Genomic DNA, 16562 nt, shown 5'->3' with positions numbered 1-16562 from the left:
AGCCGGTTCAGCCTGGGGTAATGGGCAGGCGGACCTGGAAGCAGGTGCGGCCAGGAGCAGAGTGAACGCGAATATCACCTCTGTGCTGTTCGACGACGATGCGATAGCTGATGTGCAGTCCGAGGCCCGTGCCCTTGCCGATATCTTTGGTCGTAAAGAAGGGCTCGAAGATGTGGGGCAGAACGTCGGCGGCAATGCCGGGGCCGTTGTCGGTAATCTCGACGAGGATATTGCGGTCCTCGCGGCTGGTGCGAAGCCACACGCAGGGATCGCTTCTGTCCTGCACGGCGTCGATGGCGTTGTCGAGCAGGTTGGTCCAGACCTGGTTGAGTTCGCTGCCGAAGGCGGTGATGCGCGGCAAATCGCAGTAGGCCCGGCAGATGGCGATCCCGTTGCGGAGGCGGTGGCCCAGCATGGTGAGGGTGCTTTCGAGCCCTTCGTGGACATCGATCTCCTGCAAAGGAGCCTGATCGAGGTAGGAGTAATCTTTGACCGCCTGCACCAGGGTGGAGACCCGCTCGGTACAGTGCTCGAGTTCGTTGAGCAGGCCAACGCCGTCGAGGGTGACTTCCAGCCAGTTGAGGACGCTGGGAAGCGACTCCGGAGCGATGCGGCCCGTCAGAGCGACGAGCCAGTCGGTATCGAGGCCCGCCCCCACCAGGGTCGAGGCGAGATTCCAGCTGTTGGCGATGTTGTGCTCCCGCAACCAGTCGGCCAGTTGTTCCTCGCGGTCGCTGCGGGTGATCGGATCGAGGGCAAGGGCGGCGGTGGCCCGCTCGACGACCTCCTGCTCAAGGACGTTCAGCACCGCCTGCTTCTCTTCGTCTTTGGCGTAGCGGCAGAGCTTGAGGGCAGCGGGCTGCAACTTCTGAAAGGAGCCGCGCAATTGAGAGGCGGCCCGCCGCGCGGCTGAGGCGGGGTTATTCAGTTCGTGGGCCAGACCGGCGGCGAGGGTACCGAGGGCGATGAGCCGTTCGCGCTGCTGGGCGAGCGCCTGCACCTCCTGCATCCGCTGGGCCATCGTGCGCAGAATAACCGTCGTCACACAGCGGCAACTAGACAAAAGCTCCCAAAAATCTTCCTTGTCCAGCTCAAGAATGCGGCTGGGGGCAAGGGCGCGGCCCTCTGCCCAGTAATGGGGATCGCCTGTGAGCACCGGCAACTCACCGAAGAGAGTGCGCTCGGTGTGGGTGACAAGTAGAATTTCTTGATTGCCTTTTTTCTTGACAATCTGAATCGCACCGTCGAGCAGCACGAAGACGTAATCGGCGGGCGTCCCCTGAGCGCGCACAATATCGCCCGTGTCGAGCAGCCGCAGGCGGCCCTGGCGGATTAGCCAGCACAGCTGGTCCTCCGGCAGATTCTCAAACAGTGGTACCCGGCGCAGTTCCTCGGTGGCAAGGACTGCCGGCTGAGGAGAATCGTGGTTAATGAGTTCCATGGCGTGTGTGGCTCAAGGTTGGCGAATGGGCAGACAGACTTTGAAGCGGGTGTGGCCCGGCTGGGATTCGACGCGGATCGATCCGCGATGGTGGGCGACGATGCGGCGGACGATGTCGAGGCCGAGGCCGGAACCCTGGCCCACCCCTTTGGTGGTAAAGAAGGGTTCAAAGATGCGCGGCTGGATGTCCGGGGGAATGCCGCTGCCAGTATCGATGAGTTCGACGAGGACCGTATCCGGGTAGAGGGAGGTGCGGATCGTGATCTGGCCCTTGCCGTTCATCGCATCGATCGCATTGTCGATCAGGTTGGTCCAGACCTGGTTGAGTTCGCTGCCATAGGCGCAGAGGCGCGGCAGATCTTCAGCGTACTCACGGACGATCGTAACGCCGTACTTGAGTTTGTGGTGGAGAATCGTGAGCGTGTTCTCGATGCCCTCGTGGACATCGACCTCCTGCAGGGGAGCCTGATCCATGTAGGTGTAGGACTTGATCGCCTTGACGAGCTGGGAGATGCGGGCCGTGCTCTGCTCGACTTCGTCCACCAGCCCGGTGAGGCTCAAAGTCTCACTCAACCAGCGCAGCGCCTCGGGAAATGCCAGGCCAGGCAACTGGTCGGCTAGAGGGGCAAGCTGGTCGGGGCCGATGCCCGAGGTCACTAAAGTCGGGGCAAGCTTCCAGCCGTCGGCGATCTCGTGGTCGGCCAGCCAGTCGGCCAGGGCGTCCTCGCGGTCGCTCTGCTCAAGGGGGGCGAGCCGGGGTGCCCCGAGGCGGTGGGCGAGGGCCTGCTGCTGCAATTCGACGAGGAGCAACCGCTGGGGGGGCGGAAAAAGCCCCTCGCAGACATCCAGCATCCGCGATTGGACAGCGAGTAGCGCCTCCCGCAACTGCTGGGCGGCCCGGCGACCGGCGGCGGCGGGATTGTTCAGTTCGTGGGCAAGACCGGCGGAGAGCTTGCCCAGGGCCGCCAGCTTCTCCTGATGGCGCAACTGGGTCTCCAGATCCTGGGCGCGGGCGGCCATCGCCGTGAGAATCGAGGCGGCCCCCGGCGAACAATCGGCCAGCGCCTGGCGGAAGGCCGCCAGTTCGATTTCGAGCACGCGGCTGGGGACGATGGCGCGGGCGGTGACGGTGGCGGTGCCACTCACAAACATCGGCAGGTCGCCGGTAAATTCGCCCGCCCCGTGGGTGATGAGAATCTTTTCTTTGCCGTGGATGCGCTTGGTGATCTGCACCTGCCCTTCGAGCACGACGTAGAAGTGGCAGGCCGGATCGCCTTCTTTAAAAAGCAGCTCGCCAGGGGCAAATTCGACCGGGCGTCCGTGGGCAGCCAGGCGCTGCACCTCGTCGTCGCTGAGCTTTGGAAACAACTCAAGTTGCTCGGGATCGTGGAGCATCAGACTTTACTGAGATAGCGGTGGATGAACTGGACAGCAATTGCCCCCTCGCCGACGCCGGAGGCGACGCGCTTGACCGAACCGTAGCGCACATCGCCAGCGACAAAGATGCCCGGCACGCTCGTCTCCAGCAAGAACGGATCGCGTTCGAGCGACCAGCCTTTGGGGCGCTGGCCGCCGGTGAGCAGATCGGCCCCCGCGAGAATAAATCCCTGGCGGTCGCGCTGGACCACCCCCTCAAGCCAGTCGGTCTGGGGACTGGCCCCGATAAAGATAAAGAGCGAAGTGGCATCGACGGTCTCCTGTTCGCCGCTCACCGCGTTCGCCAACACCAGCGCTTCGAGGCGCTCGCGGCCTTTGACCTCGACGACGCTCGTGCAGGTGCGCACGGCGATGTTGCTGGTGGCGGCAATCTGATCGATGAGGTACTGGGACATGCTCTGGGTAAGCGAATCGGCGCGCACCAGCATCGTCACATTCTGGGCATAGCGCGAAAAATACATCGCCGCCTGGCCCGCCGAATTGGCTCCGCCCACGACGTAGACTTCTTCGTTCGAGCAGGCGAGGGCTTCGGTGAGCGCCGCCCCGTAGTAGACCCCCCGGCCCGTGAGTTCTGCGATCCCCGGCACGTCGAGCTTGCGGTAGGAGACGCCCGTGGCAATAAGCAGCGCGTGGCAGCTAATTTCGCTGCCGTCCTTGAGTTTGACGATCCGATACGGATCTTGAATGCGCACGTCCACCACCGACTGGGGAGAAAGAATTTCGACCCCAAAGCGGCGCGCCTGAATGGCGGCTCTGCGGGCCAGGTCCGCCCCGCTCAGGCCCACCGGAAAGCCCAGATAATTTTCGATGCGCGAACTGGAACCGGCCTGACCGCCGGGTGCCTCCCGCTCGATCATCACCGTCGTTAGCCCCTCCGAAGCCCCGTAGACCGCCGCCGCCAGTCCCGCCGGTCCACCGCCCACGATCGCCAGATCGTAGAAGGGCCGCTCCGCCTGGGTGCGCAGACCGAGCTTGCCTGCCATCTCCAGGTTAGAAGGCCGGCAGAGGCGGGTGCCGTCGGTAAAGAGCACCACCGGCAACCGCTGCACCCCACTGGCCGTCTCGCCGCTGCTGAATAGCCGCCGCGCTTCCTCGTCCTGGTCGAGGTCCATCCACTGGTAGGGCACCTGGTTGCGGGCTAAAAAATCTTTGACCTGGTGCGACTCTGCCGACCAGCGGTTGCCGATGACGCGGATGCCCTCGAAGGGCGGCTTGAAGGCCGCGAGCCAATCGTCCAATAGATCGTCGAGCACCGGATAGAGGCGCTCCTCCGGCGGATCCCAGGGCTTGAGCAGGTAGTAGTCGAGCCGGACATTGTTGATGGCGCGGATCGCCGCCTCGGTGTCGGCGTAGGCGGTGAGCAAGACGCGCTTGGCCTGTGGCGCACGCTCGATCACCCGCTCCAGAAACTCGACGCCGCTCATCTGGGGCATCCGCTGATCGACCAGAAAAATTGCCACCGTCTCGTTGCGCTCGGCCAGTTGCTCCACCGCCTGCAGCGCAGCACTGCCGGAGTCGGCGCGCACGATCCGAAAGCGCTCGCCGTACTGGTGGCGCAGATCGCGGGAGACTGCCTGCAGCACATCGGGGTCGTCATCGACAGCGAGGATGACGGGTTTGGGCATGGTTCTCCTCCGCCAGAGACTGCACGGCTTACTTTCTCAAGGTAGCCAACTGTTCCGGCAAACGACAGCCTCGATAATTGCTGAACCCTCTGGCCCGTCGAAATAACCTAAAATATCCCCCATGGAAGAAAAGCTGATCGTCCGCGACTACTTCAACAACACCGGCTTCGAGCGCTGGAAGCGGATCTACGGCGATGAGGCCGTCAACCGCATCCAGCATTCGATTCGGGTGGGCCACCAGCGCACCTGCGACCGGGTGCTCGACTGGCTGGGCAATATCTCCGGCAAGTCGATCTGCGATGCCGGTTGCGGACTGGGAAGTTTGAGCCTGCCGCTTGCCCAGCGCGGAGCCCAGGTCCTTGCCACCGATATTTCTGAGAAGATGATCCTCGAAGCGAGCCACCGCCGCCAGCAATTGCAACTTCCGCCCGACAACCCCCACTTCGAGGTGCTCGAACTCGAGCGCATCGGCGGCCACTACGACATCGTGATCTGTCTGGATGTGCTCATCCACTACCCGCTTGCCCAGGTCGAAAAGATGCTCGCCCATCTCAGCTCCCTGGCAGGGGAACACCTGCTCATCACCTATGCCCCCAAGACGCTGCTGTTTGCTGCCCTCAAAAAAGTCGGCGAGTTTTTTCCAGGGGCAAACAAGACCACCCGCGCCTACCAGCACCGCAGCGAAGACATCGAAGCGATCTTGCTCCGGCAGGGCTGGAAAATTGTTCGCCGGGCAGCGATCGACGACAAATTCTACTTTGCAAGGCTGCTGATGACCGGGCGTTAGTCCCCCCGCTTTGCCCACCACCCGGACTACCATGAACCTGTAGGTGGTATCGGGAGCAGAAAGCTATGTCTCCGATTCGAGTTGTACTTATCGAAGATCATGATCTAACCCGCGCCGGGATGCGGATGACCCTCCAGCAGCACCAGGATGTAGAGCTGGTAGGCGAGGCGGCCAACGGTACAGACGGCCTGCGCGTCGTCCATGCCCAGAATCCCGATGTTGCAATCGTCGATATCGGTCTACCCGATATCGACGGTATCGAGGTGACCCGCCGCCTCAAAAGCGACGATCCTGACGTGCGCGTACTCATTCTCACCCTGCGCGACAACGATCAGGTCGTTCTTGCCGCCTTCGCTGCCGGGGCCGACTCTTATTGTATGAAAGATATCGGTTCTGCCGATTTGCTCACCGCTTTGCAGACGACGCGCGAGGGCAACAGCTGGATCGATCCTTCGATAGCCCGCACGGTACTCACCCAGGTGCGCGGCCAACCCGGCGGGGAGGTCGGCAGTACCGTGCAGATCGAAGCGGCGGGACCAGAACTCACCCAGATTCTCGAAGCTTCGCCCCTCACCGAGCGCGAGCTGGAGGTGCTGCAGCACATCGTCGAGGGCCACTCCAATCAGGACATCGCCGACGAATTATTCATCACTGTCGGAACAGTCAAGACCCATGTACGCAATATCCTGAGCAAACTCTGCGCCGACGACCGCACCCAGGCAGCCGTAACTGCGCTGCGGACGGGTCTGGTACGGTAGGACATCCACAAAGCTGTCTCAAAGCGGTTTGTCCTGCTTACAAGATGTAAAGTGTTTTGCAGGTTACCGACCCGGCTGTAGTGTGCATCCCTATAATGCGGGCACCACACTCGCTTAGGTGCCCCATGCTCTTGCGTCCGGTTGCCACCGCTTTTGCTGCCGTTGCCCTTCTTGCTCAGTCCCAGGTTCTTTCCGCACCGCTGCCAGTCGTAGCGGTAAAGAGTCCTCCTGCTATGTCCCCTGCTTCAGCTGAGAAGCTGAGCGTTGCCCGCCAGCAGTACGGCCAGTTGCCTGTGAGCTTTGAGCCGAATGTTGGTCAAGCACCTGCTGCTGTGCGCTTCCTTGCTCGTACAGGCGGTTATAGAGTAGCCTTGCTACCCACAGGAGCGCTGTTTGCTTTTCACTCCGCAACTCCAGCCCTTACCAGGGGCAGGGATAAGCAACAGCTTCCCCCTCGCTCGACGAAGACGGCACTGGTACAGATGCAACTGGTAGGAGCCAATAGCCAGACACAGATAGAAGGAATCGACGCTCTACCAGGCAAGGTGAACTATCTAAAAGGCAACGACCGGAGCCAGTGGCATACCGATGTGGCAACTTATGGTCGTGTCAAAAGCAAGGGTGTGTATCCTGGTATCGACTTGATTTACCACAGCGAGCATGGGCAGCTGGAGTACGACTTTGTTGTAGCACCAGGAGCGCAAATAGAGCAGATCAAGTTGCGCTTTGCGGGAGCCAAGCGTGTGTTCATCGATAAGCAGGGTGCTCTAATAGTCCAGAGCGTGGCCGGTCAACTGCACCAGAAGCCGCCTGTGGTCTATCAAAACAAAGCCGGGCACAGGCAGCAGCTAAAGGGCTACTATGTGCAGCTCGACAGTAAAACGGTAGGTTTCGTGGTAGAAGGGCGTGAGCAAGGAGCGCAGTTAGTGATCGACCCAGTGCTCAGCTACTCCACCTACCTGGGGGGCACCAACGATGACTATGGCTATGGCATAGCACTGGATACTTCTGGTAATGCTTATGTGACCGGAGAAACCTCTTCAACAGACTTCCCAATCACGCCCGGTGTAGTGCAGAACCAGAGTAACGTCATTACCAGCGCAAAAGACGCATTCGTGACGAAGCTGAACGAAACGGGCACCGCTCTTGTCTACTCTACCTATCTTGGCGGCGGTGATAGGGATTCCGGCTATGGCATAGCAGTGGACAAGGCTGGCAATGCATATGTGACTGGCTTTACCCAGTCAAGTGACTTCCCCACTACACCCGGCGCACTGCAGACTAATAGTGCTATCGGTCCGTTCGTGACAAAGCTGAACGCGACGGGCACGGCTCTTGTCTATTCCACCTATCTGGCAGGCAGTTATGGCGTAGGCTATGGCATAGCACTGGATACTTCTGGTAATGCTTATGTGACCGGAGAAGCCTCTTCAACAGGCTTCCCAATCACACCCGGCGCAGCACAGACCCAGTTTGGCGGTGGCATCCAGGACGCATTTGTGACGAAGCTGAACACAACAGGTACTGCCCTTGTCTACTCCACCTATCTCGGGGGTGGGGCAGAGGAAACTGGAAAGAGCATCGTAATAGACAACGCTGGCAATGCCTATGTCGCTGGTGAGACTAACATTGAAACCTATACAAGCCCAAACTTCCCGACGACTCCCGGTGCGCTACAAACTCAGTATGGCGGTGGTTACCTAGACGGGTTTGTGGCGAAACTGAATGCAACGGGCACAGCTTTCGTCTACTCTACCTACCTGGGGGGTAAGGATACAGATTTTGCCTCGGCAATAGCAACAGACGCAGTGGGCAATGCTTATGTGATTGGCTCCACCTCGTCAGCTAACTTCCCGACCACGCCGGGTGTGCGCCAGCCTCGGTATAGCGGCGGTGTTCCCTACGACGCATTTGTGACGAAGCTGAACGAAACGGGCACTGCTCTTGTCTACTCTACCTACCTGGGTGCCGATGGCACTGATTATGGCTTTGGCATAGCGGTGGATGAAGTAGGCAATGCTTATGTGGCCGGATTCACCGACTCAACCTACTTCCCAACAGTTAACGGTATTTACACTGGCGGCGGTAGCGGTTTCGTCAGTAGGCTGAATGCTACAGGCTCCGGCTTACTATTCTCTAGCTATCTCAAAAACAGTGGGTACATATATAGCCTGGCAATAGACAAGTCGGGGAACGCCTACGTAACGGGCTATGCCGGGCCAACCTTTCCAGTAACTCCTGGTGCTCCGCAGGCAACGTTCAAGGGCGGCTACAGCGATGTAATCATAACCAAGATCAGCCTCTCGACGCCCTTGATCACCAGCTTCTTTCCGACCAGCGGCCCAGTTGGTAGCACCATTACCCTCACCGGCACCGGCTTCTTGAAGACCTCCTACGTCTATTTCACCAACGGTAAGAAGGCACCCTTCACCATCGTCTCAGACACGCAACTAGTCGTTACTGTGCCAATCGGAGCAACAACTGCCAAGATCGACGTGTATGTGCCCTTCGGCAAAGCGCAAAGTCCTACCGCTTTCACTATCACCCCTTGAGCAGTTGACAGCTGATGCGCATTGGCTCTGCTTACAAGATGTAAAGTGTTTTGCAGGTTACCGACTGGGCTCCAAGTGGTTCTCTTATAATGCGCACGATTCTGTTTACCGAGGTCTCCCCATGTTCTACCGCCGCGCTGCTGCTTTTTTCAGTGTCGCTACTCTCTTGTCCCAGACCCAGGTTCTTTCTGCGCCGCTGCCACCAGTCGTAGCGGTAAAGAGTTCTCCTGCACCAGTACCTGCTTCGGCTGAGAAGCTGAGCGTTGCTCATCAGCAGTACGGCCAGTTGCCTGTGAGTTTCGAGCCCAACGTCGGTCAAGCACCTGCTGCTGTGCGCTTTCTGGCGCGTACAGGTGGCTACAGAGTGGCTTTGCTGCCGACTGAGGCACTGTTTGCTTTTCAGTCCGCTACACCGGGCTTGACCAAAGACAAGGGTAAAATCCAACCTTCCCGCTTGCGTCCAAAGACAAACACAAAGACTGCATTGGTACAGATGCAACTGCTGGGAGCCAACAGTCAGGCACAGTTAGCAGGAATTGATGCCCTGCCAGGCAAGGTCAACTATCTGAAAGGCAACGACCCAAGCCAGTGGCACACCGATGTGGCTACCTATGCTCGTGTCGAAAGCAAGGGTGTGTATCCTGGCGTTGACCTGATCTACCACAGTGAGCACGGGCAGCTAGAGTACGACTTTGTGGTAGCACCGAAAGCAGATCCGAGCCGCATCCGCTTACGGTTCAGTGGAGCACAGCGCGTCTTCATCGACAAGCAAGGCGGACTAGTCGTCAACAGCGAAGCGGGACAAATTCGGCAGTTGCCGCCTGTAATCAACGAGTACGGTTCCGGCAGTAAGAGGCAGTTGCAGGGTCGATATGTGCAACTGGACGCGCAGACAGTAGGTTTTGCAGTACAAGGACGTAGGCAGGATAGAACGTTAATCATCGACCCGGTGCTGTCCTACTCCACCTACCTAGGGGGCGATAGCGACGAATATGGCTACGCCGTCGCAGTGGATGGGGGCGGTAATGCTTATGTAACCGGCCAAACCGCTTCTACCAACTTCCCGAGCATATCCGGTTCGCTTCAGACTCAATCCAGTGGTGGTATCGACACGTATGTGGCGAAGTTGAACGCAGCGGGAACCGCCTTGGTCTACTCCACGTACCTGGGAGGCGGGAACGCTGACTACGGCCGTTCCATTGCAGTGGACAATGCGGGCAATGCCTACGTGACTGGCTTTACCAATTCCACCAACTTCCCGACTACTCCTGGCGCATTGCAGACTCAATCCATTAGCGGTGGCTTTTACTTCGATGCGTTCGTAGCGAAGTTGAACGCGGCGGGAGCTGCCCTGGTCTACTCCACCTATTTGGGAGGCAGGTACGATGAGTTCAACTACGACGTCGCCGTGGACGATGCGGGCAACGCCTATGTGACCGGCTATACCTCTTCCGATAACTTCCCGACGACCCCTGGTGCCCTACAGGCTCAATCTGCTGGCTCCTACGACACATACGTAGCGAAGTTGAATGCATCGGGAACTGCCCTGGTCTATTCCACTTATTTAGGAGGTGAGAATGGCGATTATGGCAAAAGCCTGGTAGTAGACAGTGCGGGAAATGCCTACGTGACCGGCTACACCGATGCTATCGACTTCCCAACTACTCCCGATGCACCGCAAACTCAACTCAGTGGTGACCTCGACGTGTTTGTATCGAAGTTGAATGCGTCGGGAACTGCTCTGGTCTACTCCACCTATCTGGGAGGCGGGAACACTGATTATGGCAATGGCATCGCTGTGGACAGTGCGGGCAATGCTTACGCAACTGGATACACCTATTCCTCCAACTTCCCGACCACACCCGGCGCACGACAGACCAAATTAGGTGGTACTACGGATGTTTTCGTGTCGAAGTTGAATGCGGCGGGAACTGCCTTGGTCTACTCCACCTATCTGGGAGGTAGTGGTACTGACTATGGCTCTACCATTGTGCTGGACGGGGCTGGCAATGCCTTCGTGATCGGTGAAACCTATTCCACCAATTTCCCGCTGGTCAATCCCATTTACTTCAGTCCAGATACAGCGAATGACAATATCTTTGTGAGCAAACTAAACCCCACTGGCTCTGCGCTTGCTTTTTCTACCCTCCTCAAAGGCGGAGGCAACGATGTCGGCTACGGCCTTACAGTAGACGGCGCAGGCAATGCTTACGCAACTGGGTTTACTGCTTCCGCAGACTTCCCAGCCACTCCCGGTGCTCCGCAGGGAACACGCAAGGGCAATCTCGACGCCTTCATCACAAAGATCAACCCCTCCACACCCTTAGTTAACAGCTTTTCTCCTGCGAGTGGCTCCGTCGGAACAGCGATTACCCTCACCGGCACTGGCTTCTCGAAGACATCCTATGTCTACTTTGCCAACGGTAAGAAGGCTCCTTTCACCATCGTCTCGGACACCCAACTGGTGGTTACTGTCCCGACGGGAGCAACAACTGCCAAGATTGACGTGTACGTGCCCTTCGGCAAAGCCCAGAGTCCCACTGCTTTTACGGTTACGCCCTGAGAGCGACTGGTGCGCGAATTTCACATGCTCCAAGCAGAGCTTCCCTGCGGTTTCTCTGGCTTGCTGAAGCTGGCTGGGGGCAACCCCCGGCAATATACAGGGTACAGCTAGTGTGATTTTGCCTGCACACGCTACAATTAGCGGAACGTGAGCAGGTGACCATGGCGGACCAGTTTCCGAATCAGTTTCCCCAGCCCGGTGCAGCCAAGCCGATGGGCACAGTGGTGCAGGGATCGCTCAGCGAAGGTCTGGAGGTCCGCCTCAACCCGGATGTCTCGGTCGAGGAGATGCGGGTGGGCAAGTTCTGCGTCGTCTACGGGCGGCGCACCCGGTTCTTCTCGATGCTCACGGATGTGACCCTCGGCACGGCAAGCCCCAAGATCTTGATGAACCCGCCCGCGCCCGAGGACGATTTTCTTTTTGAGGTGCTGGCCGGTACCAGCACCTTCGGCACGGTGCAACTGACGCCGATGCTGATGTTCGAGACCATCGGCGGCCAGTCGGAATTGCGACCGGTGAAGACGATCCCCTCGCACTTTTCTCAGGTCCACGAGGCGACGAGTTACGACTTTCAGATGGTCTTCGGCTCCGAAGAAAATCTCGAAAAAAAGAACTTTTACATCGGTCAGCCCCTCGACATGGATGTGCCGGTCTGCCTCGACCTCGAGCGCTTCGTCGAAAGATCGAACGGTATTTTTGGCAAGTCCGGCACCGGCAAATCGTTTTTGACCCGCCTGATTCTTTCGGGGGTGATCAAAAAGCAGGCGGCGGTCAACTTGATCTTCGACATGCACTCGGAGTACGGCTGGGAAGCTGCAAGGGAGGGCAAGGAAGTCTCGACGGTCAAGGGTCTGCGGCAACTGTTTCCGGGGCAGGTGCAGATGTATACCCTCGATCCCGATTCGACCCGCAGGCGGGGGGTGCGCGACGCCCGAGAGCTTTATATCTCCTACGACCAGATCGAAGTGGAAGATCTCTCGCTCATTCGCGGTGAACTCAATCTCTCGGAGGCGAGCATCGAGAACGCTAACATTCTGCGCCACGAATTTCAGCGCAACTGGATCGGCACCCTGCTCAGCATGAGCGGCGGCGAGCTGCAGGAATTTTGCGAAAACAAGGGGGCGCACTTCGGTTCGACGATCGCCCTGCAGCGCAAGCTCTTGAGATTGCAGGACCTGCGCTACATCAAGCCAGTCTGCCCCGGCAACTACATCGGCGAAATTCTCGATCAACTCTCGGCGGGCAAAAACGTCGTCGTCGAATTTGGCTCCCAGGGATCGCTTCTAAGTTACATGCTGGCGGCCAATATTCTCACCCGCCGCATCCACGAAGCCTACGTCCGCAAGGCCGAGCAGTACCTGCAGACCAAAAAGCCCAGCGACAAGCCCCGGCAACTCATCATCACGATCGAAGAGGCGCACAAGTTTCTCGATCCCAAGACCGCCAGGCAGACGATCTTCGGCACGATCGCCCGCGAGATGCGCAAGTACTTCGTGACCCTGCTGGTGGTCGATCAGCGCCCCTCCGGCATCGACAACGAGGTGATGAGCCAATTGGGCACCCGGATCACGGCCCTGCTCAACGACGACAAAGATATCGACGCGGTCTTTACCGGCGTCTCAGGGGGCCAGACCCTACGCACGGTGCTCGCCCAGCTCGATCCCAAACAGCAGACGTTGATCCTGGGCTACGCCGTACCGATGCCGGTGGTCGTGCGCACCCGCTCCTACGACGAGCAATTCTACAAGGAAGTGGGCAACCCCGACCCGGCGGAGATGGGCGACGAAGAGCTGTTTCGCGAAGCAGAGCTGGCCAATCAGGATCTAGGTTTCTAGGGAATCGCGCTCAGCTGGGCCTCGGCAGGGCCGGCAGCGACGAAACCGAAGCGGGTGTAGATAGACGTACCAGCAGGGGAGCCGACGAAGCTCACGAACTGGCTTGCGGCCTGGGAGTGTTTAGCAGTTAGCAGGGGGACGGCGGCGTAGATTGCCTCATCGCGACGGCTATCGGCAGCCGGAAGGGCCACTCCTTCTACCGCCCGGCCCGTGCGGATCGCCTCCAGGGTCTCGGTCTTCCAGACGATACCGGCGTCTGATAAGCCAGTGACAATGCGCTCGGGGGTCTCGCGGTGGTGGACGGCGGTAAACCAGTTGCTGGGCGTGCTCTGGCAGGCGATGCACTCTTTGCCGCCGGAGAGTGCCTGCCAGAGGTGGTGTCGTTCGAGCACGGGCCGGGCGTACTTCATGATCCCTTCGTTGACCGGGTTGGGCATCGAGGTGCGAATGCCGGGCCGCAGCATGTCCTCCAGGTTTGCAATCTTTTTTGGATTGCCCTTCGCCACCATGATCTCCAGTTCGTTGTGGGCGTAGATCAAGTAGCGATCGGCCAGTCCCGCCTGCTTGAGCACTTTGAGGTTCCCCAGATCGACCGTACCGTAAACGTCGGGTTTGCCAGGATAGGCCGCGCCGGCGTAACTGAATCCGCCTGCTTGGATGGCTTTAAAAAGCAGCCCGTCCGGCAGGGTGACTACGCCCACATCGAGGCCGGGGTGGTCCTGCTGAAAACGGTGGATGAGATCTTCCATCACAAAGTACTGGTTCCCGGCTAACCAGAGCACCAGTTCCGCGTCGCTCGCCATCTTCTGCAGGGCGGCAGCACCTTTAACCAGACGGCCATCGGCGTAGAAGACGCGCAGATCATCGTCTCTATTTTCAGGAATCGTCACGCCCTGCTCAGCGGCAGCACCGGGCAGAATACCCCGCCAGGCGAGAGCAGCAACGACGAATAACAGCAACGGCCAGCGCACAGTACCGCTTCCCCGCACTATCAGAATCCGGCTCCATAACGACTGAGCCTATTAGAACATTGAGCGGACAAACTTCGATTACCGTCATTCGTCCTGGTTCTGGTCGCGCTTCTAATGGACAATAGTACAGAGATCACTATCAATTCTGGCGATGACTACACTACTCTCACCTGTCACCTATCCCAGCGGAGACGGACAGCCTGTGGCCGAAACCTTCCTGCACCTCTACGCTATCCTCACCACTCTGGAAGTCCTGCGCCAGTACCTCGAAGGCAACCAGGCGACCGTGCTCGCCAACCAGTTTCTCTACTACGCTCCCGGCGTGCGCACCTCCCGCGTCGCTCCCGATGTGATGGTCATCTTCGGCGTCCAGCCGGGGGGACGGGACAAATACAAGACCTGGGAAGAAGGACAGGTGCCTGCAGTCATCTTCGAGATCACCTCCGAAAGTACGCGCCACAAGGACCAGGACGACAAGCTAAGGCTGTACGAGTTTCTGGGGGTGCAGGAGTACTGGCTGTTTGATCCGAAGGGGGAGTGGATCCAAGAAAAGCTCAGAGGCTATCGGCTAGAAGTGATCGAGGAAGCAGATGGCCTGCTCAGCCGCTATCAGCCGATCGAGAACAGCGTCAGTGAGCGGTTGCAGTTGCGCTTGCAGGTGGAGGGGGAGTTGATCGGTTTCTATCGGCTGGACAACGGCCAGAAGCTGTTGATCCCCTCCGAGTTGGCTTCAGAGCTACGAGCAACAGCAGCAAGGCTGGAGCAGGCCGAACAAAGAGTCGAGCAAGAACAGCAGGCGAGACGACGGGCTGAGCAACGAGCAGCTGAACTGGCTGAGCGCTTGCGCAAACTGGGAATTGATCCAGATTCGCCCTAATCGAAAACAGACGGGCGGGTTTCTATAGCCAACTCGTTTTGCACATAATTTGCAAGATGCGCAAACTGTATAAAAACTGGTTCCTGGTGGGGCGGTTGACGGGGGGAGGCAGAGCACGCAAATTAGAGTTTGAACTGGAAATATTCGAGATGGGACGATTTGCAGGCTGGCTTGTGGGGGCAGGAGTGATCGGCGCTCTGCTGCTTGGGGTGCCGATCGAAAAGGCAGCGGCTCTCACCCAGGCAGAAATTCTGCAGAAGCTCAAGCCGGTACTTGTCTTTACGGTCGTCGATAAGACCAATCAGCCGCTTCTGGTGCGGCCACCGGACGGCGAATCGGGCGCGCTCACTGCCGGGGTCTTTATTGCCCCTGAGGATGCCGAGCAGTTTATCAACAATTTCAAAGCCAAGGATGCCGAACGGGGCAACCAGTTGCGGGTGCTGCCGGTTTCGCTGGCAAACCTCTACATGCTGCAGCAGCAGAGCCGGAGCCAGCCCCAGGAAGTGCAGCTGGCCTTCATTCCCTCGCGGGATCAGGTGAGCTGGGCCCAGACGCTTTTACTCACTTCCGGCCGCAAGGTGGGGGATCTGCAGGGAACGCCGATATTCGTCGCGGTTCTGGGTAAGCAAAAAAAATACCTCACCCTCAAGCAGGACGAGGGAACGGTTGTGCCCTTTTATCTTGCCAAGGCAGATTTGCTGGCATTTATCGAACTGTACCGCCGCGAGCAGAAGGATCCCAATGCGCCGATCGGCATCGAAGTTCTGAGTCTGGAAGAAATGCTGCAGTCGCTGGAGGAGCGCAACGATACTAAACTCAACCAGATCCGGCTGATTGCCCCCAAGGCGTCGTTCGATTATCTGGAGGCAAAGGGCACAGCCAAAGCGGCCCCAGCTGCGCCCGCGCCTGTGACACCGCCTGCAGCGGCGGCCCCGGCGGCGAGTGCGCCTCCTGCCCCAGCTCCACCAGCGGCAGCGCCGAAAGCGCCGCCCACGTCGGCCTCTGAAGGGCTCGCCCCTACCCCACCTGCAGATCCTTAAACGGGCTCTCGATACCCCTGCACCGCTACTGTTCACCATTTTTGCCAGGTAACGGCGGATTCCTGATCTTGCAGGCGGCGGCTAATATCGTTGCAGGATAGGATTTGAGAAATGACCCTGGCTCGCTCAAAGCTATTGACCTTCGAGCAATACGTTACCTACGACGATGGGACCGACTGTCGGTACGAACTGATGGCAGGGAGGTTGATTGCGATGGTGCCGCCCACCGGACGACATTCGATTATCGTCGAGCGGATTCATGATCTCCTCAAGACTGAGATCCAGCGCCTCGCGTTGCCCTGGGTTGCCCGGCGGGAAATCGGCGTGCGGGTGGGCCTTGAAAGTTCGCGCACCCCGGATCTGTGCGCAATGACCCTTGAGCAGGAGCAATCGGTCCGCGATGTGCCGGCGGTTCTGCAAACTCCGCCTTTGCTGGTGGTCGAAGTGGTCAGTCCCAGCACAACAAAGACGGACTACCGGGCGAAACGCTCCGAGTACGCCGTCTGTGGTATCCCAGAGTACTGGATCGTCGATGCGGACGCGGCAAAAGTAACGGTCCTGACTCTCGTCGAGGGCTTCTACGACTTGTCAGAATTTCGGGACGACGAGCGGATTCTCTCAGCCACCTTCACAGCGCTCGTGGTTACCGCCCGCGATGTGCTGCGCTAGGGGGCAG

General features: G+C 58.9%; 12 protein-coding genes. 8 read left to right on the top strand and 4 right to left on the bottom strand.

What is annotated here, in order from left to right:
- Positions 1-7: 7 nt before the first annotated feature.
- The 3 genes from GKIL_RS14435 to GKIL_RS14425 are packed head-to-tail and all read right to left on the bottom strand — an operon-like array spanning position 8 to position 4503.
- On the bottom strand, positions 8-1441 hold the full coding sequence (locus GKIL_RS14435; protein WP_023174430.1) for a sensor histidine kinase: 1434 nt from the start codon (positions 1439-1441) through the stop codon (positions 8-10).
- 12 nt (positions 1442-1453) lie between these two features.
- Positions 1454-2836: an ATP-binding protein gene (locus GKIL_RS14430; RefSeq protein ID WP_023174429.1), complete on the bottom strand. Its 1383-nt coding sequence runs from the start codon at positions 2834-2836 to the stop codon at positions 1454-1456.
- The gene (locus GKIL_RS14425) at positions 2836-4503 is read right to left on the bottom strand and encodes an FAD-dependent oxidoreductase (protein WP_023174428.1); all 1668 of its coding nucleotides are present in this window, start codon (positions 4501-4503) and stop codon (positions 2836-2838) included. The genes GKIL_RS14430 and GKIL_RS14425 overlap by 1 nt, the downstream gene beginning before the upstream one ends.
- Positions 4504-4624: 121 nt before the next feature.
- Between GKIL_RS14425 and bchM the strand changes: the two genes are divergently transcribed.
- From bchM to GKIL_RS14400, 5 genes are all read left to right on the top strand, one after another.
- On the top strand, positions 4625-5290 hold the full coding sequence (gene bchM, locus GKIL_RS14420) for a magnesium protoporphyrin IX methyltransferase (protein ID WP_023174426.1): 666 nt from the start codon (positions 4625-4627) through the stop codon (positions 5288-5290).
- A 65-nt stretch (positions 5291-5355) separates the two neighbouring features.
- A complete protein-coding gene (locus GKIL_RS14415) occupies positions 5356-6048 on the top strand; it encodes a response regulator (protein ID WP_023174425.1) in 693 nt (230 codons plus the stop codon).
- Between the two features lie 125 nt (positions 6049-6173).
- Positions 6174-8600, top strand: coding sequence for a DUF7948 domain-containing protein (locus tag GKIL_RS22795; protein ID WP_187293821.1), 2427 nt, complete (start codon positions 6174-6176; stop codon positions 8598-8600).
- A gap of 121 nt (positions 8601-8721) precedes the next feature.
- Positions 8722-11163 (top strand): SBBP repeat-containing protein, encoded by a 2442-nt coding sequence (locus GKIL_RS22790; RefSeq protein WP_023174423.1) that lies wholly within the window; start codon positions 8722-8724, stop codon positions 11161-11163.
- Between the two features lie 161 nt (positions 11164-11324).
- Positions 11325-12998 (top strand): helicase HerA domain-containing protein, encoded by a 1674-nt coding sequence (locus GKIL_RS14400; protein WP_023174422.1) that lies wholly within the window; start codon positions 11325-11327, stop codon positions 12996-12998.
- On the opposite strand, the gene GKIL_RS14395 is transcribed toward GKIL_RS14400, so the two are convergent.
- The gene (locus tag GKIL_RS14395) at positions 12995-13969 is read right to left on the bottom strand and encodes a molybdate ABC transporter substrate-binding protein (RefSeq protein WP_023174421.1); all 975 of its coding nucleotides are present in this window, start codon (positions 13967-13969) and stop codon (positions 12995-12997) included. The genes GKIL_RS14400 and GKIL_RS14395 overlap by 4 nt on opposite strands.
- Before the next feature lie 151 nt (positions 13970-14120).
- Between GKIL_RS14395 and GKIL_RS14390 the strand changes: the two genes are divergently transcribed.
- The 3 genes from GKIL_RS14390 to GKIL_RS14380 all read left to right on the top strand — a co-directional run bounded on the left by GKIL_RS14390 (position 14121) and on the right by GKIL_RS14380 (position 16555).
- Positions 14121-14846: a Uma2 family endonuclease gene (locus tag GKIL_RS14390; RefSeq protein ID WP_023174420.1), complete on the top strand. Its 726-nt coding sequence runs from the start codon at positions 14121-14123 to the stop codon at positions 14844-14846.
- A gap of 149 nt (positions 14847-14995) precedes the next feature.
- Positions 14996-15886: a Tic22 family protein gene (locus tag GKIL_RS14385; RefSeq protein WP_187293820.1), complete on the top strand. Its 891-nt coding sequence runs from the start codon at positions 14996-14998 to the stop codon at positions 15884-15886.
- Between the two features lie 111 nt (positions 15887-15997).
- Positions 15998-16555, top strand: a complete 558-nt coding sequence (locus GKIL_RS14380) for a Uma2 family endonuclease (RefSeq protein ID WP_023174418.1) — start codon at positions 15998-16000, stop codon at positions 16553-16555.
- Positions 16556-16562 lie beyond the last annotated feature (7 nt).

Source organism: Gloeobacter kilaueensis JS1 (assembly GCF_000484535.1).
Classification (GTDB): Bacteria; Cyanobacteriota; Cyanobacteriia; order Gloeobacterales; family Gloeobacteraceae; genus Gloeobacter; species Gloeobacter kilaueensis.
Note: the sequence above shows the minus strand (reverse complement) of the source record. Positions and strands in the feature narration are given on the sequence as shown.

Bases quoted from the DNA above. Each gene is read 5' to 3' on its own strand.
- GKIL_RS14415 (WP_023174425.1), top strand. From the start codon at position 5,356: ATGTCTCCGATTCGAGTTGTACTTATCGAAGATCATGATCTAACCCGC.
- GKIL_RS14430 (WP_023174429.1), bottom strand. From the start codon at position 2,836: ATGCTCCACGATCCCGAGCAACTTGAGTTGTTTCCAAAGCTCAGCGAC.
- GKIL_RS14385 (WP_187293820.1), top strand. From the start codon at position 14,996: ATGGGACGATTTGCAGGCTGGCTTGTGGGGGCAGGAGTGATCGGCGCT.
- GKIL_RS14435 (WP_023174430.1), bottom strand. From the start codon at position 1,441: ATGGAACTCATTAACCACGATTCTCCTCAGCCGGCAGTCCTTGCCACC.
- bchM (WP_023174426.1), top strand. From the start codon at position 4,625: ATGGAAGAAAAGCTGATCGTCCGCGACTACTTCAACAACACCGGCTTC.
- GKIL_RS14425 (WP_023174428.1), bottom strand. From the start codon at position 4,503: ATGCCCAAACCCGTCATCCTCGCTGTCGATGACGACCCCGATGTGCTG.
- GKIL_RS14390 (WP_023174420.1), top strand. From the start codon at position 14,121: ATGACTACACTACTCTCACCTGTCACCTATCCCAGCGGAGACGGACAG.
- GKIL_RS22790 (WP_023174423.1), top strand. From the start codon at position 8,722: ATGTTCTACCGCCGCGCTGCTGCTTTTTTCAGTGTCGCTACTCTCTTG.
- GKIL_RS14400 (WP_023174422.1), top strand. From the start codon at position 11,325: ATGGCGGACCAGTTTCCGAATCAGTTTCCCCAGCCCGGTGCAGCCAAG.
- GKIL_RS14380 (WP_023174418.1), top strand. From the start codon at position 15,998: ATGACCCTGGCTCGCTCAAAGCTATTGACCTTCGAGCAATACGTTACC.
- GKIL_RS22795 (WP_187293821.1), top strand. From the start codon at position 6,174: ATGCTCTTGCGTCCGGTTGCCACCGCTTTTGCTGCCGTTGCCCTTCTT.